Here is a 20,375-nt window from a genome sequence, read left to right on the forward strand (position 1 = left end):
AAATGTTGTGAGGTAATAAAAAGGAGCGCAAGAATATGTCATTGAAACATGTTATTGAATTATACGAATTAATGGATAGTATCTATGTAAATGGGGAGGTTGTTAAAGGTTACTTACACAATATTGACCCTTCTGCAGATGTTACTGTAAAAACGATTAAGGGTGACAATGGCTCCACTGATTTTGTAAGAGTTTTGGTCAAGGGGAAAAACGGTAAATCATCAGGTGGGAACGCCCCAACTTTAGGTATTATTGGACGTTTAGGTGGAATTGGAGCACGCCCAGAAATGACAGGCTTCGTTTCTGATGGTGATGGTGCACTAGCCTGTATGGCAAGTGCAGCGAAAACAATTGATATGGCATTAAAGGGCGACCAGCTAGAGGGGGACGTTATTTTTACAACACATATTTGTCCAACAGCCCCAACTTTACCACACGAGCCAGTACCGTTTATGAACTCGCCAGTAGATATTAGTGTTATGAATGAAAATGAAGTTGATGAAACGATGGATGCTATATTATCGATTGATACAACAAAAGGTAATCAAATATGTAACCATAAGGGGTTTGCCATCACACCAACCGTTAAAGAAGGCTATATTTTAAAGGTTAGTGATGACTTACTACATGTGTATACTCAATCTGCAGGAATTTCTCCTGTTGTCATGCCAATTACTACGCAAGATATTACACCATATGGAAATGGTTTATTCCATATTAATAGTATTTTACAACCAGCTGTTGCCACGACAAGCCCAGTTGTAGGCGTTGCCATTACAACAGAATCTGTGGTGGCGGGCTGTGCAACAGGTGCCACACATGTAACAGATGTAGAAAATGTTGTTCGATTTGTCTTAGAAGTAGCTAAGGTTTATGGTGCTAAAAAATGCTCATTCTTTGATGAAAAGCAATTTGCACTTATCGAAATTTTATATGGAAGCATGAATCATTTACAAACAAAAGGAAATGAGGAACCTGCTCATGAACAATGATTTACACGCACTCAAGTTACAACTAATTGAAGAAGTTGAAAACAATAAAGATGAGTTGATTGAATTATGTTCAAAACTAATTCAAATTCCGAGCGTTAATCCACCTGGAGATACAACGGAAATAACAACTTTTATAGAAGATTATTTAAATAACATAAATATTCCATATGAAAAATATGAATCTGCGGATAAAATGTTTAATTTAGTAGCTTCTATTGGAAATGCAGAAGGTAAAGAACTAGTCTATTGCGGTCATACAGATGTTGTTCCTGTTGGCGATCTAGCTAAGTGGGATTTTGATCCATTTTCAGGAGAAGTAAAGGACGGATGGATGCTTGGTCGTGGAGCAAGTGATATGAAAGCCGGATTGGCAGGAATTATTTTTGCAACTAAAATGCTGAAGAAATTGAATATTGAACTACCTGGAAAACTGACTTTAGCAATCGTACCTGATGAAGAAACAGGTGGGGAATACGGAGTCCCATGGCTATTAGAAAGGAATCTAGTAAAGGGTGATGGCTGTTTAATTGCGGAGCCTTCATCACCATTAAATCCTACGATTGGTCAAAAAGGTTCATACTGGTTTGAATTAGAGGTTCGTGGGGAACCTGGTCATGGAAGCCTGTCACCATTAGCAGGAAGAAATGCCATTGTAGATGCGATTGCAGCAATAAATGAAATCCGTACATTATGGGATTTAGAGATTACTATTCCAGAGGAAGTACAGTCCCTAATTGAAGTATCTAAGAAATACATGCGAGAAGTGGAAAAAGATCGTTTGAAATATCAAGAAGTATTAGAGAAAATTACTGTAAATATTGGTACAATTGAGGGAGGTACGAAGTCCAACGTTATTCCAGATTATTGTAAAGTACAAATAGATTGCCGCTTACCATTTGGCATTACACAAGAAGAAGTCACTGCTATATTGGAAAGTAAATTAGATGCATTGAATATTGACTATTCAATAAAACGTTTTGGATTTAAAAGTGTGGCTAACTATACATCAGCTGAAAACCCTGTATGCCAAGCAATCGTAGATAATATCTCGTTTGTTACTGGGAAAGAGGCGTATGGTGTGATGCAATGGGCAAGTAGTGATGCTCGTCATTTCAGACAATATAATATTCCAGTGCTGCAATATGGTCCAGCTTACTTGCCAAGCATTCATGGCTATAATGAAAAAGTGCGTGTAGAGGATATCGTACGTTGTGCAAAAGTGTATATTACAGCTGTCATAGATTTTTTACATCAAAAGTAAGAGGGAGCAACCTCTCTTACTTTTGAAAATATGAAGCTTTAATCGGTGGGGGATGACGTGCAGGACAAATCATTTCTAGCCTAAATTTCATCCTCCACTGATTAAAGTTAAATCGATCTTGTACAAACGGTTGCCATACATATCTCGATAATTCCCCCTTATTGAAGTAACCGTATAGGTAATCTTTTGTACAAGATAAAGTGAAGTTCTAATCAGTGAGGGTTTTCCTCAACCCTACAGATTAAACTTTACGAATCAGGCTTTTCGGGCAGTTAATTCCTCACCTAACTTTCTAGGGCTGCCCGTTAATGCCAGATAAATAGATCAAAAGGATGAGAGAGATGCTAAAAACCTTAAATTTATCTATTGCCGTGTTAAAGATGTTTACGAAGGAAAAGCCTATATGGGGTGGACGTGAGCTAGCAATGGCAATGAATATGAATCATACAAATTTATATCGTATACTTGAAACATTTGAAAATAACGGATTTATTACGAAAGATCCTATTACAAAAAAATATTCACTTGGCATTGCCATATGGGAAATTGGAATGAATATGTATGATTCTTTAAACATTGATCAACTTTGCATGCCGATTCTTGAAAAATTAAAGGATTCAACAGGTGAAACTGCTATTTTTACAGTTTTAAATGGGCTAGAGGCGTTAACACTGCTGAAGGCAGAGCCTGTCAATAAGGTGAAATTTACAGTATCTAGAGGAAGTAGAACACCACTTTATGTAGGGGCCTCCTACCGTTCAATGCTTGCTTTCCTCAATGATGAGCAAATTTCGAAAGTTATTGACGAGCCATTAATCTCCTACACAAACAATACTATGACAGATGCAGGCGAAATTCGAGATGAGCTCGTAAAAATACGAGAATGCGGCTATGCTGTCAGTAAAGGTGAATATACTGCAGATGTACTGGCGCTTGCAATGCCTGTATTTAATAGTGAAGAAGAGGTGGTAGGTTCAGTCACTGTATCAGGCCCTACTTACCGTTTTACAGAGCAACGTATTTCCGAAGTTTTGGAACCGCTAACACAAGCGAGACAAGATGTTGAAAATATTATACGTAGGTATCATTTGAATTTTAATTAAGGAGAAAAAATACATGCAACATTTACAGGAGATTGCACTGAATATCTTAAAAAATAATTTAAATGTTCAATCCTCAGAAACACTGATGATTTTAACGGATATTCACAAACAAGAGATCGCTGAAATTTTCCATCAGGCAGGTTTAACCATAACGGAAAACACAATGTTAGTTGTGATGCCATTATTGAAGAAATCTGGGCAGGAACCAGTGAACGCTATATCATCACTGATGTCTCATGTAGATGTTACTTTATGCATTACCTCCCATTCTCTCACGCATACAATGGCTCGTAAAAAGGCGTGTGAAAATGGTGGACGAGTTGCTACGATGCCAGGTGTTACATTCGCAATGCTTGAGCAAGGAGCACTTCATGCTGATGCAAATGAAATAGAAATACTTGTAGAAAGCTATGTCAATCTACTCAACACTGCAAAAGATGTTCAAATTGTAAAAGATGGATATGAGCTGACGTTTAGCGTAGAAGATCGTTCAGGAATTCGTTCAACAGGTATTGTACGTAATTCTGGAGAATATGGTAATATTCCCTCAGGTGAATCCTACATTGCTCCGATTGAAACTTCGGCAAATGGTGAAATTTTAGTCGATGGCTCTATTGCCAATATTGGTGTGTTGAAAGAACCATTATTGCTAAAGCTTCGTAATGGTCGCCTAGAGGATGCGATTGGCTCAGATGGCCCAAAATTACTTGAATTATTAGGGGATGGCAACGGTCGTATAATTGCGGAGTTTGGAATTGGTGCAAACAAAAGTGCTATATTATGCGGGAATGTCCTTGAGGATGAAAAGGTATTTGGCACCATTCATATTGCATTTGGTAGTAATGTACCATTTGGTGGAGCAAATGCGGCAGATGTCCATATTGATTGTGTCATCAAAAATCCAACCGTCTATTTCGATGGTAAACAAGTTATTTAGTAATGATACTGTTGTTTTCAACCAGGTCAAAGGCGTATTCAAATTAAATTCGAATACGCTTTTTTTATAAAATATCAAATATTCCTATTAACCTTCTACTATTAAATAATAAAATTTAATTTCTCCATTATCTTTCACCATGAACACATCATTTCGTTCTTTCACTGTAAAAATTTCAGTGCCCACAGATAATTTGTTAGCTGTTCCATTTTTAAATTCTGCTGCATTCGAAGAGTTAGTTTCAATTATTCCAACCTTGGAATTTTCAGTTAACTGAAGATCATTAATCCAATCAATATCTGTTTTATAAATGACATCATCCCATTGAAATATATCCGCATTACGATCTAATGACAATACTTCCTGTGCATCAGGATTTTTACTTACAGAAACGTTAATTTCTTTATGATTATCAGCACAGCCAATTAATACGAATAAGGAAAAAATAAATAGATAAATGAATTTTATTTTTTTCACTAATGTCTCCCTCCTTATTTATTTGACATTTATCATCCCAAAAAGTTACGGAATCCTTTTAAAAAAGAGGGTGCTTCCTCATTTATCTTTAATGAAGATTTAATTTGAAAACAACTATTATGGCAATTTCAAGGACTATCAGTAAAAGAGTCCCAGCCCCAACAAGTGCCAATTTCTTTTGAATATTATTTTCCCATTCACCAATTTGACAAACTGAACAACTAAGGGCAACCCTTGAAGGATTAACCATTGTCATCAGAGACGAGCTCACATTTTGAGCACTTGCAGCCAATAGTGGAGAAATGCCAATTTGTTGCGCTGTTGCAGTCTGCAATCGAATAAACATTGTATTAGAAGCAGTGTTACTACCCGTTAGAAAGCCTCCTATTGCTCCAATGACTGGGGTCAATAGTACAAAATAATATCCAAAGGCTTGTGCGGCAGCCACAGATAAGACATTTATCATTCCAGATTGCGACATCATTTCAGACACAACAATATACAAAAATGTAGTTAGTATAACAGGAGAGCATTTTTTGATCGTTAAATTGATGCTATCTAGAATAGCTATGCGATTGATATGAAAGATAGCAATACTATAAATACATACGATAATGAGAAAAAAGCCTGGTGCATAGAGAGGCGAAAACTGATAATTATAAGTTGGGCTCGTTATAGTCCAAGCTGATAAAAAACTTTTTAGCGGCAGTATCATTCTTGAAATGAATAACAGGATAATGAGCAGTAAATAAGGTGAAAGATTTTTGATTAATTCTTTTGGTGTTTCTACAAAAGGCTTTTTATTATTTCTTTTCATCATCCAAAAGCTTGCAGCGATGACAGCTAATGAGCCGAAAATACCTGCAAGCTCTACACTACCATATAAATTGCAGATAAAGACGGAAACTCCTAATAATAAGCCAATAAAGAAAATACTGAGAAATTTCTCTTTTACAGCTTGCTTACCCGCCCCTATAAAAACTACTAAAAAAGAAAAATATATGTAAATAGGAATGCACATCAATGCACTTACTATTCCTAATAAGGCTAATGGAATATCGGCTAAAGTTGCTCCGATAATTGTCCCCATTGCTAACGTTCCCCATGGAATAATACAAAGACTGATTAATGCAATAAGAGCTGATTGTAAAGGATGGAAACCTAAAGCTATCAAAATGGGTGCTATCACAATAATAGCTAAACCAAACCCGCTTACAGCCTCTATTAAAGGCGATAGCCCAAAGGCAAGAATTAAAACCTGATAGACACGATCATTAGTTGAAGTTGAAATGAAGGAGGCAATTTTCTGTATTGCTCCTGCTTTCTCCATTAAATGAAACAAAAAAATTCCAAAGAATAAAATATAGGCAACCAATGATGTCGTTAAAAAGCTTTTAATAAAAGGAATTGATAATACATCTGTGCTAGTTTGATAAATTGGAGAAATGGCAATGGCTGCTGTTATAAGTATTGCTGTACTCCCTGTAAAAATTGAAGATTTTTTTAAAACGAAAAGCATTAATAATATACTGATTAACGGTAAAAGTGCAAAGATAACCTTTATCAAATAAATCACTCCTAATGACAAGTTAATTTACACTATAGTGTATTATATTTTCCTTATAGTGTAAATATTAAAGAGTAAAATATTAGCGATTATTGTTGATTGTAATAGCATAATTACACTATAGTAAAAATAACTGTATCTCCAAAAAAAAATTGCGAGAAAAGGAGTGTGAATATATGGGATTTGGAAAACAAGTAAATAACATACGAAAGCAAAAAAAAATGACATTACACGATCTGTCCGCTCTTAGTAAAGTAAGTGCCTCTATGCTATCTCAAATAGAAAGGGAAGAAAAAAATCCTACCATTCAAGTTGCCTGTCAAATCGCTGAGGCATTAAATACAACGCTATCTGCATTATTAGATCAGCAGGAAAAAAAGGATACGATTGTCATTAGAAAGAAGGAACGACTAGTTTATAGGGATGAAAATTCAGGATTCCAGCGTCATTTATTGTCTCCTTCGTTTCCTTCTAGAGGAATTGAGTTTATTTTGAATATAGTGCCTGCAAATAAAGAATCAGGTGTCTTTCCAGCACATAAAAAAGGCGTTAAAGAATTTATTTATATTCAAAAGGGGACATTACGAGTCGAATTAGGGAATGACTCAATTATTGAAGAATTACAGGAGGGAGATTCTTTCTTTTTTGAGGCAGATACAGAGCATAGATTTATAAATCTAACTGCTGAAGAATGCCAATATTTTTTAGTAATCGATTCGACTCAAAGTATGAAATAAAAGGGCAAATAAAGGAGCTGAAAAGAATGTTCTCATTTATAGATTTAAATGGTTTACGTGTGGATTTAAGTTTTACAAGAGGAGAATTTACAGTTGAACCTAAACATGTTCTTGTTTTTATAAAATATGATAACAAATGGCTATGTACGATTCATAAAAAACGTGGCGTAGAGGTTCCAGGAGGAAAGCAAGAGCCTGGAGAAACCTTGGAAGAGGCAGCAATTCGAGAAGTGTTTGAGGAAACAGGTGTACATGTGAAAAATTTGAAGTGGTTTGCAGAATATGCCGTTCATGATGAAGTGTTATTTTGTAAAACGGTTTTTACTGCTCAATATGCAGGGCAGGAGGACATCGAGTTTGATTTAGAGACATCAGGGATGACTTGGTTAACAGATGATGAATTTGCGAATCATCCAAATTTAAGCTTTCATATGAAGGATGAAGGCATGCAAAAAATGCTGGAGGAGTTGAAACATTATGATCAATGGTGACATCGTTGAAAAGCGTGCCTATCCTTCACCAAATCCAGCTATTCGATTAACAGAAATTACTTATATTTCTCTGGGGCTACGTGTGAAGGGTTTGTTGGCTGAGCCAAAAGCAGAAGGTACATATGATGGTTTTTTATATTTACGTGGTGGCATGCAGAGCATTGGTATGGTTAGACCTTCGCGTGTCGCACAATTTGCTTCACAGGGCTTTATCGTATTTGCACCGTATTATCGAGGTAATCGAGGTGGTGAGGGGCGAGATGAGTTTGCAGGAGCTGATCGATATGATGCTGTATACGCAGTAGATGTGTTAAAGCGATATTGCAATGATCATATTCATGTCTTTGGCTTTTCACGCGGTGGTATTATGGCACTTTGGACAGCGATATTACGTAGAGATATTACTTCTGTTGTAACATGGGCAGGAGTTTCGGATGCAACTGCTACTTATTGGGAGCGGACTGATATGCGCCGAATGATGAAACGAGTTATTGGAGGAACGCCTAATCGTGTACCAGAGGCTTATGATGCGCGAACACCATTATTTGAAATAGAGCATATTACAGCTCCAGTGCTTATTATTCATGGATATCAAGATGAAAATGTAGATATTGAGCATGCCAGACAATTAGAATTTTATTTGCAGGATACCAACAAAACTTATGAAACATGGTATGATCGTCATTACGCACATCAATATCCACCAGCAAAAAATCGTGAGACCGTTCATGCTCTTTGCGAATGGATGAAACGTCAGTAATTGGGCCGCCATTCCTCGAACAGTGATTTTTAACGAGGATATGGTGGAAAATAATTACTTACCATTTTTCTAAAAGATTGGATGTTCCCCTAACAATCATCTCCAGCAGTCATGTCTACTCCACTTTCCAACTAAAATATCTTCTTCAGTACACCTTAACTAGCATGAAAGGGGAAAAATATGTTACTGCTCTAATACTTGTTTGGTAGCATTAGCTTCACTACCTGCATAGTTAGCTCCTCAAGTAGTCCTAAGCAGCGATACAAAGTTCGTAAAAAGTAAAAAGAAAAAGGGAACGACTAAAATCGTTCTCTTTGCATAGTGTTGAAAAATAAAATAGTCAAGGGACTCTTTGTGAATATTTAGTCAAAATGAAGGTGATTTCCGTTCCAGGCTACTCGCTTTGCCGCTGACGCTTCGCTTTCGCGCAGAGCAAGGCTTCCTGCGGGCGAGCGACGAGCCGCTTCCTGCGCTGAGGGAACGAAGGCTAAGTGCGTCCCGTCCTGTGACAATTTATCTGTGCGAAAGCGTAGCGACAGAAACAACGCCTTCGTGACCAACATCGTGTTGGCATCAGGGTCTCGTCTGTCTCGCTATCCCATGGGAGTCGAGTAGCCTTACACTCCAATCAGCAATAGTGTAGAACTTTAATTATTTTCTTACCTCAAAAGTAGCATATTACTCACAATCATTAAATGGATAGAATAGTGGGACAATTCTATAGCTGTCAACCTACATTTTGTACATAAAACTCTTTGTAACTATACATAAAGCCACTTATTGCTACACCGCTTTTGAATAGGGAAATGTTACCCAAACCCCGTTTTTAGCAATATAGTGATGGCTAAGACCTCAATTTATCACTATACATTTGTGTAAAATGCCAGAAGAAAATACGATGAGCAGTGGTTGATTGGAGTGTAGACTGAGTGACTCCTCGGGGATCACAGCGTCACAGATGAGACCCTGGAGCGAGCATATAAGGGGAACGAAGGCTAAAGGCATCACGTCCTGTGACAACGCCTTCGTGACCAACCTCCTGCTGCTGCCGCTTCGCTTTCGCGCAAAAAACATCTGTTGCCCCAAGCGGCTCATCGGACGCCCCCATGAAGCTTTGCACATGAAAAGGGAACGACTAAAATCGTTCCCTTTGTTTAAGCAATTATTTTAATGGACCACCAAGTGTAGTGATAGCTTCAGAAACGTTAGAGAATTTCTTGAAGTTTTCATTGAATAGACCAGCAAGCTCAGCCGCTTTTTTATCATAAGCTGCTTTGTCTGACCATGCATCACGAGGGTTAAGCACTTCTGTTGGTACACCTTCAACAGCAGTTGGAATATGTAATCCAAATACTGAATCTTGAATTGTTTCAGCTCCAGCTAATTTGCCCTCGATTGCAGCACGTACCATAGTACGAGTGTAAGAAAGCTTCATACGACTGCCAGTGCCATATTCGCCACCAGTCCAACCAGTGTTCACTAAGTATACTTGCGCACCATGTTCGTCAATTTTTTGACCTAACATCTCAGCATAGACAGTTGCTGGAAGTGGAAGGAATGGAGAACCGAAGCAAGTAGAGAATACTGGTTCTGGCTCTGTTACACCACGCTCTGTACCAGCAAGCTTTGATGTGAAGCCACTTAGGAAGTGGTACATTGCTTGCTCTTTTGTTAATTTACTGATTGGAGGTAATACGCCAAATGCATCAGCTGTTAAGAAGATAATTGTTTTTGGGTGACCTGCAACAGATGGGTCAACAATATTATCAATATATTGGATTGGATATGCGACACGTGTATTTTCTGTTAATGAACCATCATCATAGTCACAAACGCGAGTTTCTGGATCAACAGCTACGTTTTCTAGAACTGAACCAAAGCGGATTGCATTGTAGATTTCTGGTTCTTTCTCAGCAGAAAGGTTAATTGTTTTTGCATAGCAACCGCCCTCGATGTTGAATACACCATTATCAGACCAACCGTGTTCATCGTCACCGATAAGCTTGCGGTCAGGGTCAGCAGATAAAGTCGTTTTACCAGTACCAGATAAACCGAAGAATAATGCTACATCTCCAGCTTCACCAACGTTTGCTGAACAGTGCATAGAAAGGATGCCTTGTTGTGGTAATAAGTAGTTCATAATACCGAAAATTGATTTTTTGATTTCACCAGCATATTCAGTTCCGCCGATTAGGATGATTTTCTTTTCAAGAGATACAATGATGAATGTTTCAGAAGCTGTACCATCCACAGCAGGGTCTGCTTTAAAGTTAGGAGCAGAGATTACTGTGAAGTCAGCAACATGAGAAGCTAACTCTTCTTCTGTTGGACGGATAAATAATTGATGAGCAAAAAGATTGTGCCAAGCATATTCATTGATGACTTGGATGCTAAGCTGTGAATCTTTATCGGCACCAGCAAATCCCTTAAATACAAATAATTCGTCACGTTCTTTTAAGTATTTTACTACTTTTACATATAAGTTATCGAACACTTCAGAAGAAATTGGTTGGTTTACTTTCCCCCAGTCAATTTTATCCTTTGTGCTTTCTTCTTCTACCGTATATTTATCTTTAGGTGAACGACCAGTGTATTTGCCAGTTTCTGCACGAACTGCGCCATCTACTGTTAACATAGCTTCACCACGAGATGTAGCCTTTTCAGCTAATTGTGGTACTGAAAGTTGAACATTAATGTTACCGCCGCTTAATAATTCCTTCAGTTCGTTTGCAATTTCTACTGAATTCATCGATTAAATACCATCCTTTTTTATAGTATTCCCTTGAGTTTGAGGGAGAATTTCTTAATTTCAAAAATAGTATAACACAATTGCTTAAATAATCTATACTAATTCAGAAATTATTTTTGAGATTTTATTACTTTTCAAGAAAACGACAAAAAGTAATTAATAATGAGAGATGTCATCATTCATTCACCGGAGCATAACAGCTTTTGAAGGCTTTTGACTAACATGAGGTTCGCACAAGATGGAAGGTTGTTAACTCAAGTTCGGAAGGAGCAAAAACTGATTTCATCTTCCCGCATGTAGTGGTGATTGGCTTCAGAGCAACAAATATTATGCTATATGTATGAAGATACTAGATCACCTTTATGTTATCACAGGATATAAGGTAGTAATAGGGATTATTTTGCTACAGTTTACAGCCTTACCCAAATGCCAATCATAAAGTTTCTCTCATACCTTAACAATAATACAGCAAAAAATATTTGACAACGTTCGACCTTTTACGTAATATGAGATATTGAACGGATACTCTTATCCCGAGCTGGTGGAGGGTCAGGCCCTGTGAAACCCGGCAACCTGCATGAACTTATTTCACGACATGCGTTGGTGCCAACCTGATGCAAGGGGAACCCCTTGAACGATAAGAGTGAAAGGTTACGAAGTCATTATTCCTTTCCTCATGTTAGTAAGCGTGAGAAAAGGATTTTTTTTATTGTTAAAAACAAATACAAAGGTAAGCATATGTAGTTCTTTCCTTATTATAATGACGGATCTTTCGAAATCCTCGTGTTAAAAGAGCAGCTGTTTATTTGGGCGAAAGTGAAACGACAGCAACAACGGCTTGAGAGTTCAATCCTTAGGAGCGGACTTGACATGGGTAATGAGTACCGTATTCATTCACAAATATTTTTTGGAAGAGTAATAGGAGGAAAACCAAATGACAAACCGTCGACTGTTTACATCAGAGAGCGTGACAGAAGGACATCCAGACAAAATTTGTGACCAAATTTCGGATGCCATTTTAGATGCTATTTTAGCAGAAGATCCAAATGCACGTGTAGCGTGTGAAACAACAGTAACAACAGGATTAGTATTAGTAGCAGGAGAAATTACAACTTCTACCTATGTAGATATTAAAGGTATTGTCCGAGATACTGTAGCAGAAATCGGATATACGCGTGGGAAATATGGCTTTGATGCAGAAAATCTTGCAGTGCTTGTAGCTATTGGTGAGCAATCACCGGATATTGCACAGGGTGTTGACCAAGCACTAGAGGCTCGTGAAGGCTCTATGACAGACGCTGACATTGAAGCGATTGGTGCAGGTGACCAAGGCTTAATGTTTGGTTATGCATGTAACGAAACGCCTGAGCTTATGCCATTACCAATTAGTCTAGCGCATAAATTAGCACGTCGTTTAACAGAAGTGCGTAAATCTGGTGAATTAGCGTATTTACGTCCTGATGGAAAAACGCAAGTGACAATTGAATATGATGAAAACAATATTCCAGTACGAGTAGATACGATCGTCATTTCAACACAACATGATGAAGAAGCAACACTTGAACAAATTCAGGCAGATTTAAAACAGTTCGTAATTGCACCAGTTGTTCCAAGTGAATTACTAGATGCAAATACTAAATATTTCATTAATCCGACTGGTCGTTTTGTTATCGGTGGTCCGAAAGGTGATGCCGGTCTAACTGGACGCAAAATCATCGTGGATACATACGGTGGCTATGCTCGTCATGGCGGTGGTGCGTTCTCTGGAAAGGATGCAACAAAGGTTGACCGTTCAGCAGCATATGCAGCACGTTATGTAGCCAAAAACATTGTAGCAGCAGGTTTAGCAGAACGTGCTGAGGTACAATTAGCTTATGCAATTGGCGTTGCTCAGCCAGTGTCCATTGCTGTTGATACATTTGGCACTGGAAAAGTGAAGGAAAGTGAGATTGTCGAGTGGGTACGTGAGCTATTTGATTTACGACCAGCAGGAATTATTAAAATGCTTGATTTACGCCGCCCTATCTATAAGCAAACTGCTGCATATGGACACTTCGGTCGTACTGACTTAAATGTTCCTTGGGAGCAAACAGATAAAGCCGAGGCTTTAAGAGAAAGAGTACGTTAATAAGCTATCTCGCTAAAGTGTTAAAGTAAATTGTAAATTATTTTAAAGTACTAATCAGGAAGGGCTAATTTATTTACAAAGCCCTTTTCTAAATATAAAAAAGAAGCCCCGAAATCATATGGGGCTTCTTGGCTTATTTATTGTTTGCTTGAAGAGATTTATAATATTGTCCTTTTTCTGCATATTCACGGACGATACGTTCCATATCTTCTTTATCTTCAGCATTTAATTCACGAACAACCTTAGCCGGACGACCTAATGCTAAGCTATTCGGTGGAATGACCTTACCTGGAGGTACTAGACTGCCAGCTCCTATGAATGCACCCTCTCCAATCTCTGCTCCGTCTAATATTATTGAACCCATTCCTATTAAGGCATTTTTGCGAATCGTACAGCTATGTAAAGTTACCTGATGACCCACTGTTACTTCATCTTCAATAATCAGTGGATATTTCGGGCTTTGGTGTAAGCAACAAAGGTCTTGAATACTTACTCGTTCACCAATAATAGTTGGTGACACATCACCACGAATAACAGTGTTAAACCAAATAGTTGTTTCTGCACCTACTGTAACATCACCAGTAACGGTAGCATAATCAGCAATAAAAACGGATGGATCGATCTTTGGTGCTTTACCTTTAAATGGATAGATCATGAGAATCGCCTCTTTTCTTTCTATGATGTAATATTATCGTATCAAATACGCAACTTGATGGAAATATAAAATTAATGAAGTTAGATATTTCACTTATAATCAATGTGTAATTATTTTTTTAGGAGGACTATGTAAATGTGGAAATGGGAAGCTGATGGACAAGCAAAGGCTGTGGTTGCTATTCTTCATGGTGCATATGAAAATCACCGCTGGTATGCATGGCTAATAGAAAAACTGAGATTGGAAGGCTTCCACATAGTCATGGGAGATTTACCTAATCATGGTGTCAATGCAAGATTTTCGCGTGTCCATGATGAAGATATTAAAGAATACAATAAGTATACAAGACATTTAATGGAGAATGCTTTTTCGTATAACTTACCAGTGTTTTTAATAGGACATGGGCTTGGTGCAACATTATTACTACATACTATGCAGAAGAAAAAATATGAATGTGCAGGCATTATTTTAACCTCACCATGGCTTCAATTGAAGTTGTTACCAGGTAAACTATCAAATGCTTTAACAAGTTTAAGTGCTCTAACAGCTAATGTTAAAATAACACATGAAATTACATTTGAGAAATTGACTCGCAGTGTAGAAGGTAGAGAAGAGATGAAGGATGAGATTCCTTTTATGACAGTTGTTTCAGTGAAATGGTATCGAGAGCTGCAGCAAATGATGCGAAATTTAGTATTATTACCAAAGGCTGAATTCCCTAATATGCCTATGCTTGTGATGACAGCTGAAAAAGATAATATAACGGAAACTAAACAGACTCGTAATTGGCTTCATCAGCAGGAATTTACAGAGTTTCAATTCAAAGAATGGGCGAATTGCTACCATAATCTATTTCATGAAGTAGAGCGGGAAGAGATTTTTGTCTATATTCGTGATTTTATCAACAACGCACTTCGTAGAATTGGCTATATCATCGAATGATGTATGGCCTCTCCTAATTACTATTTTATTGCTAGTGTAATATAATATTGTAATTTTCTGAAAATTGTAATACTATAATGACTTATAATAGAATTTTCACATTGGAGGGGTAAAATGGAAGTAATAGTTGGAAAACTGAATGACATTTTATGGGGACCGTGGTTTATTTACGGAATTTTGTTAATTGGGCTGTTTTTTTCAATCATTACACGGTTCTTACAGGTAAGACACATTAAAGACATGTTTGTTTTAATGTTTAAAGGTGAAAAATCGGAAAAGGGGATTTCATCTTTCCAAGCTATGTCTATTGCATTATCTGGGCGAGTAGGTACGGGTAATATTGCTGGTACAGCTACAGCCATCGGTATGGGAGGACCTGGTGCAGTTTTTTGGATGTGGGCAATCGCCTTTATTGGTGCAGCAACTGCTTATGTGGAATCGACTTTAGCTCAAATTTATAAAGAGGAAAAAGATACTGAATATCGGGGTGGACCTGCCTTTTATATAGAAAAAGGAATGGGGCAAAAATGGTTCGCAGTAATTTTCGCTATAGCAGCATTAATTGCCATGTTAATCTTAATGCCGGGTGTTCAATCAAATGCAATTGCAACTGCTGTTGAAAACGCTTTCAATATTCAAACATGGATTACAGGTCTTATTATTGTTGTATTATTAGGTGCAATTATTATTGGCGGGGTTAAATCCATTGCGAATGCTGCACAGATTATTGTTCCATTTATGGCATTAGCTTATATTATTATGGCTATTATCATTATTGCGATGAATATTTCAGAAATACCATCCGTATTCGCTCTTATTTTTTCTAGTGCATTTGGTGCACAAGAAATTTTTGGCGGGATTATTGGCTCTGCAATTGCTTGGGGCGTTAAGCGCGGAATTTATTCAAATGAAGCTGGTCAAGGAACTGGTGCACATCCAGCGGCAGCCGCAGAAGTATCACACCCTGCAAAACAGGGAATTGTGCAAGCAGCATCCGTGTACATTGATACATTATTAATCTGTTCAGCTACAGCATTTATGATTTTATTTACAGGTATGTATAATGTACAGGATGAGAAGGCAGCAGAAGGCGTTGATCCATTTATTCACGTAGGAGAATTTAACAAAAATGGTCTTAGTGGAGAAGATCAACTAACATTTGCAAAAAGTATTAAGGAAGGTGCAGCATATACACAATTTGCTGTAGATTCTTCGTTACCAGGATTCGGTGGTCCATTTGTAGCGATTGCATTATTCTTCTTTGCTTTCACGACAATTATGGCATATTACTATATTGCTGAAACAAATGTGGCTTATTTATTCTCTGGATCTACTGAAAAAGTCTTCATATGGATTGCGAAGTTTGCAATTTTAATAGCTGCATTCTATGGTACAATTCGTACATCTGACCTTGCTTGGGCAATGGGGGATGTTGGACTTGGGCTGATGGTATGGATTAACGTTATAGCAATTTTAATCATTATGAAGCCTGCCATAGTGGCATTGAAGGATTATGAGAAACAGAAAAAAGAAGGAAAAGATCCTGTTTTTGATCCTCGAAAACTAGGTATTAAAGGTGCCGATTTCTGGGTTGATTATAATGAAAAGCGTCAAAATAAATAGTTGATATAGGAAAGCTATTAAATAGAAATGTTTCATTTCTATTTGATAGCTTTTTTATGTAAAGGGTTGTATAAATGATAAATAAAAAGACATGAATTCGATGTAGGTATCGAAGCCATGCCTTAAAAATTATTCGATTGGGTACTCTTTCATTTTTTCTAGTGCAATAACAAAAGGTGGATCATTTTGTTGATTTAGAAACTCGTATTTTAATACATGAACATATTTTTGTGGAAGCTGACTCACATACTCTATGACAGCATCACGTTCCTCCTTACCACCTGGATGACCATGATAGATGACTAAAACAATCAGTCCACCAATTTTCAGCAGATTTAGTAAATCTTGAATAGCAACTATCGTCGTATTTGGCTTTGTAATAATATCGTGATTACTGCCTGGTAAATAACCTAAATTAAATATGGCAGCAGCTACTTGCTTGTGTACATATTTAGCAACTTCCTCATGCCCTCTATGTAAGACAAGTCCACGATGCTCTAAGCCATGATCTAGCAGGCGAAGCAGTGTGGTATCCACAGCGCTTTTTTGAACATCAAAGGCATACACTTGACCATTATCTCCAACAAGCTGTGCTAAAAATAATGTATCATGACCATTACCTGCCGTAGCATCCACCACTGTATCGCCCTCTTCAATTGTAGCCTTTAATAGTTGTTGTGCATATTGTAAAACGCGTTCTAGCTTCATTTGACAACCTCAGCCTGATAAAATTTCCCTTGCCAGCTTCCACGGTGTTCAAGCTCCGCATCAATGCCATTTAATACCTCCCATTTATTAACACTCCACATAGGACCAATCATTAGATCAATGGGTCCATCCCCTGTAATACGATGAATGACCATATCCGGTGGTAAAATCTCAAGCTGATCTGCTACTAGCTTTGTATAAACTTCCTGATCTAAAAATTCTAGCATACCCTTTTCATATTGTTTGACCATAGGTGTGCCTTTTAGAAGATGTAACAAGTGAATTTTTATGCCTTGAACATCGAGCTTTGCCACTTCACGAGCAGTTTCCATCATCATGTCATAGTCTTCGAGAGGAAGGCCATTAATAATGTGTGAGCATATACGGATACCATGTTTTCGTAACTTTTCAACACCTTCCACATATGTGGCATAATCATGAGCACGGTTTATAAGATTTGCAGTTTTTTCATGCACAGTTTGAAGACCGAGCTCAATCCATAAATACGTGCGCTCATTTAATTCGGCTAAATACTCTACTACATCATCTGGTAGACAATCTGGACGAGTAGCAATCGATAAGCCTACAACGCCATCCTGAGCTAGTGCCGCTTCAAATTTTTCTTTTAATACTGGAAGCGGAGCATGTGTATTTGTATAAGCCTGGAAGTAGGCCATGTATTTGCCATCCTTCCATTTTTGATGCATTTTGTCTCGAATTTCAGCGAATTGCACATCAATAGGATCTACTTTATTACCAGCAAAATCCCCAGAGCCTGCTGCGCTACAAAATGTACAGCCGCCGAAAGCAACGGTACCATCACGATTTGGGCAGTCAAAGCCAGCGTCCAGTGCTACTTTAAAGACTTTATGACCAAATTGCCCACGTAAATAACGATTCCATGTATAGTATCTTTTCCCATCTGAAGGAAAAGGAAAGCTTGTTTCTGTCATTTATTTCACTCCTCTAACACTATATTTTATCATGTACTAGTGCTTCCGTCATGAGGGAAGAATTTAATAATGTGAAACTTCAAACAGTGGAATTTTCTGTATTCCTATGAAGAGGCATTTATGCCAATTGGATTCAACGGTGCTTACCTGAATTAACCGGAATGAATGAAAGGGAAAGCGGAGCGGAAAGTCGGGTCACCCGAGCGAAAGAAGAGGAGAGCGGAGCAGAAAGTCGGTCACCCGAGCGGAAAAAGAGGAAAGCGGAGCGGAAAGCCGACCGACCCGAGCGGAAGAAGAGGGAAGCGGAGCGAAAAGCTGGTCTACCCGAGCAAATGAATTAAAATCAAATCAATCAGCTTGAATGCAGCGAAGATATACTTTTTATGTTGTGTTACCACTGTAAAAAAGGTAAAAATATTTCCCTTGTGCTTTTGTATTTTTCGGCATACACTAACTATTTAGAGTAGCGAAATAATGGAGGTCATTCTATGCCGAAAAGTGTTTGGTTTTTAATTATTGGAATGCTTGTGAACACAACGGGCAACTCATTTTTATGGCCTTTAAACGCCATATATATGCACGATTATCTAGGGAAGTCACTGGCGATGGCTGGCTTTGTTTTGATGTTGAATTCTGCTGCTGGGGTATTTGGTAATCTATTAGGTGGTTATCTATTTGATAGAATAGGTGGCTTTAAGTCAATTATGCTCGGCATTCTTTTAACGATTGCCTCATTAATAGGGTTAACGATTTGGCACGGCTGGCCGCATTATGTATGGTTCTTAACGATCCTTGGCTTTAGTGGGGGAATCGTATTTCCTGGAATGTTTGCTTTAGCCGGAACTGCGTGGCCTGAGGGTGGAAGAAAAGCCTTTAATGCCATTTATCTTGCTCAAAATGTAGGGGTTGCTATAGGTCCAGCACTCGCTGGTATTGTGGCTGATTACCAATTTGACTACGTATTCAAGGTAAACCTAGTCATGTATATTTTATTCTTTTTTATAGCATTATTTACTTTTAAGCGATTAGAGGTAGGTAGTATTGCACCGAAAAATGTAGTGGGGGAAAGTAAGAAAATTATTAATAAAGCACCATTTTATGCATTATTAATTATTAGTGCATCCTCTGTACTATGCTGGTTGGCTTATTCACAATGGAGTGCGACTATTTCTTCGTATACACAGGATTTAGGATTAGGCTTGAAACAATATAGCTTGCTATGGACGATTAACGGTCTTCTCATCGTTATTGGGCAACCACTTATTGCACCACTTGTAAAGCGATGGGAGCATACTATAAAGCGTCAATTAGTATTTGGCGTTACGTTGATTGCATTATCATTTGGAATTATTGCTTTTGCGAGTGATTTTACAATGTTTGCGGCTGCCATGGTTGTCTTAACTTTTGGCGAAATGTTTTATACACCTGCTTTACCAACGATCGCAAATCAACTTGCTCCCAAGGGACGGCAGGGCTTCTATCAAGGAATTATTAACAGTGCGGCAACAGCTGGTAGGATGATTGGACCTCTGTTTGGTGGTATTATGGTTGATCAGTTTGGGATGATTGTACTTGTGTTAATTCTAGTAATAGTTGTATTGTTTGCTATTGTGCCATGTTTAATCTATGACTATCCTTTACGTAAACATAAAACAGTGACTGAATAATGGTTAGACTGACGAAAATAGGATGTAAACGAGTGGAAATTGTGCGAAAGGTATAATTTTTACTCGTTTTTTTAGATTGGATATTGATTAAACGTACAAACAGGCGTACAATCATACATATTCAAATATTTGAATATGTTAAAGTGAAATTCCTTGGAGGGATGTTAGTGGAAGAGGGATTGCAGCAGTTTAAGGCAGATTTTTTTAAAGCCTTAGCTCATCCATTACGAATAAGAATACTAGAATTACTAATAGATGGTAAAAAAAGTGTCAATGAGATACAAAGCTGTTTAGAAAAAGAGGGCTCGGCTGTTTCTCAGCAGTTAGGTGTTTTGAGAGCAAAAAATATCGTATATGGGATAAAAGATGGAAAAAAAGTTTACTACTCATTAAGTGATCCGATGATTGGTCAATTGCTTGGGGTAGCCAAGGAGATTTTTAACAATCACTTAATTAATACGATCACAAGATTAGAAGAGATGACCATCAATGGAAGTGACGAAGAGAATATATAATCATAATTTTTTTTGACGTAAATTGCAATATCAAGTTAGACACTTTTTTTAATACATCCCATGTCCGTATATTTTCTGTTCCTTTTCACTTTCATGTTTATTGTCTGTCG

The 20,375-nt window shown here is 37.7% G+C and carries 19 protein-coding genes and 1 riboswitch; of the genes, 12 read left to right on the forward strand and 7 right to left on the reverse strand.

Translation table 11 applies throughout. The features are described from left to right. Positions 1 to 35: 35 nt before the first annotated feature. The 4 genes from ACQKIM_RS21425 (at position 36) to ACQKIM_RS21440 (ending at position 4,293) form a co-directional block, all read left to right on the forward strand. Complete coding sequence (locus ACQKIM_RS21425; protein ID WP_427547916.1) at positions 36 to 992, forward strand: DUF1177 domain-containing protein; 957 nt, start codon at positions 36 to 38, stop codon at positions 990 to 992. Beyond that, a complete protein-coding gene (locus tag ACQKIM_RS21430) occupies positions 982 to 2,253 on the forward strand; it encodes a M20 family metallopeptidase (protein WP_427547918.1) in 1,272 nt (423 codons plus the stop codon). The genes ACQKIM_RS21425 and ACQKIM_RS21430 overlap by 11 nt, the downstream gene beginning before the upstream one ends. Before the next feature lie 341 nt (positions 2,254 to 2,594). Beyond that, positions 2,595 to 3,356, forward strand: coding sequence for an IclR family transcriptional regulator (locus ACQKIM_RS21435; protein ID WP_427547920.1), 762 nt, complete (start codon positions 2,595 to 2,597; stop codon positions 3,354 to 3,356). A gap of 13 nt (positions 3,357 to 3,369) precedes the next feature. Continuing rightward, positions 3,370 to 4,293 (forward strand): aminopeptidase, encoded by a 924-nt coding sequence (locus tag ACQKIM_RS21440; RefSeq protein WP_427547922.1) that lies wholly within the window; start codon positions 3,370 to 3,372, stop codon positions 4,291 to 4,293. 87 nt (positions 4,294 to 4,380) lie between these two features. Here the strand turns inward: ACQKIM_RS21440 and ACQKIM_RS21445 are convergent, their stop codons facing one another. Beyond that, positions 4,381 to 4,770, reverse strand: coding sequence for a hypothetical protein (locus tag ACQKIM_RS21445; protein ID WP_427547924.1), 390 nt, complete (start codon positions 4,768 to 4,770; stop codon positions 4,381 to 4,383). A gap of 88 nt (positions 4,771 to 4,858) precedes the next feature. Next, positions 4,859 to 6,337, reverse strand: a complete 1,479-nt coding sequence (locus tag ACQKIM_RS21450) for an L-lactate permease (RefSeq protein ID WP_427547925.1) — start codon at positions 6,335 to 6,337, stop codon at positions 4,859 to 4,861. 176 nt (positions 6,338 to 6,513) lie between these two features. On the opposite strand from ACQKIM_RS21450, the gene ACQKIM_RS21455 reads away from it, so the two are divergent. From ACQKIM_RS21455 to ACQKIM_RS21465, 3 genes are read left to right on the forward strand one after another with little or no spacing between them, the layout of a single operon-like run. Continuing rightward, positions 6,514 to 7,074: a helix-turn-helix domain-containing protein gene (locus ACQKIM_RS21455; RefSeq protein ID WP_427547927.1), complete on the forward strand. Its 561-nt coding sequence runs from the start codon at positions 6,514 to 6,516 to the stop codon at positions 7,072 to 7,074. A gap of 26 nt (positions 7,075 to 7,100) precedes the next feature. Continuing rightward, complete coding sequence (locus ACQKIM_RS21460) at positions 7,101 to 7,565, forward strand: NUDIX domain-containing protein (RefSeq protein WP_427547929.1); 465 nt, start codon at positions 7,101 to 7,103, stop codon at positions 7,563 to 7,565. Continuing rightward, positions 7,549 to 8,325, forward strand: a complete 777-nt coding sequence (locus ACQKIM_RS21465; RefSeq protein ID WP_427547948.1) for an alpha/beta hydrolase family protein — start codon at positions 7,549 to 7,551, stop codon at positions 8,323 to 8,325. The genes ACQKIM_RS21460 and ACQKIM_RS21465 overlap by 17 nt, the downstream gene beginning before the upstream one ends. 952 nt (positions 8,326 to 9,277) lie before the next feature. On the opposite strand, the gene ACQKIM_RS21470 is transcribed toward ACQKIM_RS21465, so the two are convergent. Both ACQKIM_RS21470 and pckA read right to left on the reverse strand, forming a co-directional pair. After that, positions 9,278 to 9,433 (reverse strand): hypothetical protein, encoded by a 156-nt coding sequence (locus ACQKIM_RS21470; protein WP_427547930.1) that lies wholly within the window; start codon positions 9,431 to 9,433, stop codon positions 9,278 to 9,280. 54 nt (positions 9,434 to 9,487) lie between these two features. Continuing rightward, entirely contained in the window at positions 9,488 to 11,074 is a 1,587-nt protein-coding gene (gene pckA, locus ACQKIM_RS21475; RefSeq protein WP_427547932.1) for a phosphoenolpyruvate carboxykinase (ATP), read from the reverse strand. A 525-nt stretch (positions 11,075 to 11,599) separates the two neighbouring features. After that, positions 11,600 to 11,718, forward strand: a riboswitch (SAM riboswitch). Between the two features lie 290 nt (positions 11,719 to 12,008). Between pckA and metK the strand changes: the two genes are divergently transcribed. Next, complete coding sequence (metK, locus tag ACQKIM_RS21480; protein WP_427547934.1) at positions 12,009 to 13,202, forward strand: methionine adenosyltransferase; 1,194 nt, start codon at positions 12,009 to 12,011, stop codon at positions 13,200 to 13,202. 133 nt (positions 13,203 to 13,335) lie between these two features. On the opposite strand, the gene ACQKIM_RS21485 is transcribed toward metK, so the two are convergent. Then, the gene (locus ACQKIM_RS21485; RefSeq protein ID WP_427547936.1) at positions 13,336 to 13,857 is read right to left on the reverse strand and encodes a gamma carbonic anhydrase family protein; all 522 of its coding nucleotides are present in this window, start codon (positions 13,855 to 13,857) and stop codon (positions 13,336 to 13,338) included. A gap of 135 nt (positions 13,858 to 13,992) precedes the next feature. Between ACQKIM_RS21485 and ACQKIM_RS21490 the strand changes: the two genes are divergently transcribed. Both ACQKIM_RS21490 and ACQKIM_RS21495 read left to right on the forward strand, forming a co-directional pair. Further along, positions 13,993 to 14,799: an alpha/beta hydrolase gene (locus ACQKIM_RS21490; protein WP_427547937.1), complete on the forward strand. Its 807-nt coding sequence runs from the start codon at positions 13,993 to 13,995 to the stop codon at positions 14,797 to 14,799. 114 nt (positions 14,800 to 14,913) lie between these two features. Then, positions 14,914 to 16,422 carry an alanine/glycine:cation symporter family protein gene (locus tag ACQKIM_RS21495; protein ID WP_427547939.1) on the forward strand — a complete coding sequence of 503 codons (1,509 nt, stop codon included), beginning with the start codon at positions 14,914 to 14,916 and terminating at the stop codon, positions 16,420 to 16,422. A gap of 129 nt (positions 16,423 to 16,551) precedes the next feature. Here the strand turns inward: ACQKIM_RS21495 and ACQKIM_RS21500 are convergent, their stop codons facing one another. Continuing rightward, complete coding sequence (locus ACQKIM_RS21500; RefSeq protein ID WP_427547940.1) at positions 16,552 to 17,130, reverse strand: class I SAM-dependent methyltransferase; 579 nt, start codon at positions 17,128 to 17,130, stop codon at positions 16,552 to 16,554. Beyond that, positions 17,127 to 18,083 carry a TIGR01212 family radical SAM protein gene (locus ACQKIM_RS21505; RefSeq protein WP_427547942.1) on the reverse strand — a complete coding sequence of 319 codons (957 nt, stop codon included), beginning with the start codon at positions 18,081 to 18,083 and terminating at the stop codon, positions 17,127 to 17,129. The genes ACQKIM_RS21500 and ACQKIM_RS21505 overlap by 4 nt, the downstream gene beginning before the upstream one ends. Before the next feature lie 488 nt (positions 18,084 to 18,571). On the opposite strand from ACQKIM_RS21505, the gene ACQKIM_RS21510 reads away from it, so the two are divergent. After that, the gene (locus ACQKIM_RS21510; protein WP_427547944.1) at positions 18,572 to 19,750 is read left to right on the forward strand and encodes an MDR family MFS transporter; all 1,179 of its coding nucleotides are present in this window, start codon (positions 18,572 to 18,574) and stop codon (positions 19,748 to 19,750) included. 167 nt (positions 19,751 to 19,917) lie between these two features. Beyond that, entirely contained in the window at positions 19,918 to 20,265 is a 348-nt protein-coding gene (locus tag ACQKIM_RS21515) for an ArsR/SmtB family transcription factor (RefSeq protein ID WP_427547946.1), read from the forward strand. The last annotated feature ends 110 nt before the right edge of the window (positions 20,266 to 20,375 follow it).

Origin of the sequence: Lysinibacillus sp. NPDC047702 (assembly GCF_050272555.1) — a bacterium.
Classification (GTDB): Bacteria; Bacillota; Bacilli; order Bacillales_A; family Planococcaceae; genus Lysinibacillus.

What these genes read in the sequence shown, in the direction of transcription:
- ACQKIM_RS21425 (WP_427547916.1), top strand. Translation starts at nt 36, where the DNA reads ATGTCATTGAAACATGTTATTGAATTATACGAATTAATGGATAGTATC.
- ACQKIM_RS21430 (WP_427547918.1), top strand. Translation starts at nt 982, where the DNA reads ATGAACAATGATTTACACGCACTCAAGTTACAACTAATTGAAGAAGTT.
- ACQKIM_RS21435 (WP_427547920.1), top strand. Translation starts at nt 2,595, where the DNA reads ATGCTAAAAACCTTAAATTTATCTATTGCCGTGTTAAAGATGTTTACG.
- ACQKIM_RS21440 (WP_427547922.1), top strand. Translation starts at nt 3,370, where the DNA reads ATGCAACATTTACAGGAGATTGCACTGAATATCTTAAAAAATAATTTA.
- ACQKIM_RS21455 (WP_427547927.1), top strand. Translation starts at nt 6,514, where the DNA reads ATGGGATTTGGAAAACAAGTAAATAACATACGAAAGCAAAAAAAAATG.
- ACQKIM_RS21460 (WP_427547929.1), top strand. Translation starts at nt 7,101, where the DNA reads ATGTTCTCATTTATAGATTTAAATGGTTTACGTGTGGATTTAAGTTTT.
- ACQKIM_RS21470 (WP_427547930.1), bottom strand. Translation starts at nt 9,433, where the DNA reads ATGGGGGCGTCCGATGAGCCGCTTGGGGCAACAGATGTTTTTTGCGCG.
- pckA (WP_427547932.1), bottom strand. Translation starts at nt 11,074, where the DNA reads ATGAATTCAGTAGAAATTGCAAACGAACTGAAGGAATTATTAAGCGGC.
- metK (WP_427547934.1), top strand. Translation starts at nt 12,009, where the DNA reads ATGACAAACCGTCGACTGTTTACATCAGAGAGCGTGACAGAAGGACAT.
- ACQKIM_RS21485 (WP_427547936.1), bottom strand. Translation starts at nt 13,857, where the DNA reads ATGATCTATCCATTTAAAGGTAAAGCACCAAAGATCGATCCATCCGTT.
- ACQKIM_RS21490 (WP_427547937.1), top strand. Translation starts at nt 13,993, where the DNA reads ATGTGGAAATGGGAAGCTGATGGACAAGCAAAGGCTGTGGTTGCTATT.
- ACQKIM_RS21495 (WP_427547939.1), top strand. Translation starts at nt 14,914, where the DNA reads ATGGAAGTAATAGTTGGAAAACTGAATGACATTTTATGGGGACCGTGG.
- ACQKIM_RS21500 (WP_427547940.1), bottom strand. Translation starts at nt 17,130, where the DNA reads ATGAAGCTAGAACGCGTTTTACAATATGCACAACAACTATTAAAGGCT.
- ACQKIM_RS21505 (WP_427547942.1), bottom strand. Translation starts at nt 18,083, where the DNA reads ATGACAGAAACAAGCTTTCCTTTTCCTTCAGATGGGAAAAGATACTAT.
- ACQKIM_RS21510 (WP_427547944.1), top strand. Translation starts at nt 18,572, where the DNA reads ATGCCGAAAAGTGTTTGGTTTTTAATTATTGGAATGCTTGTGAACACA.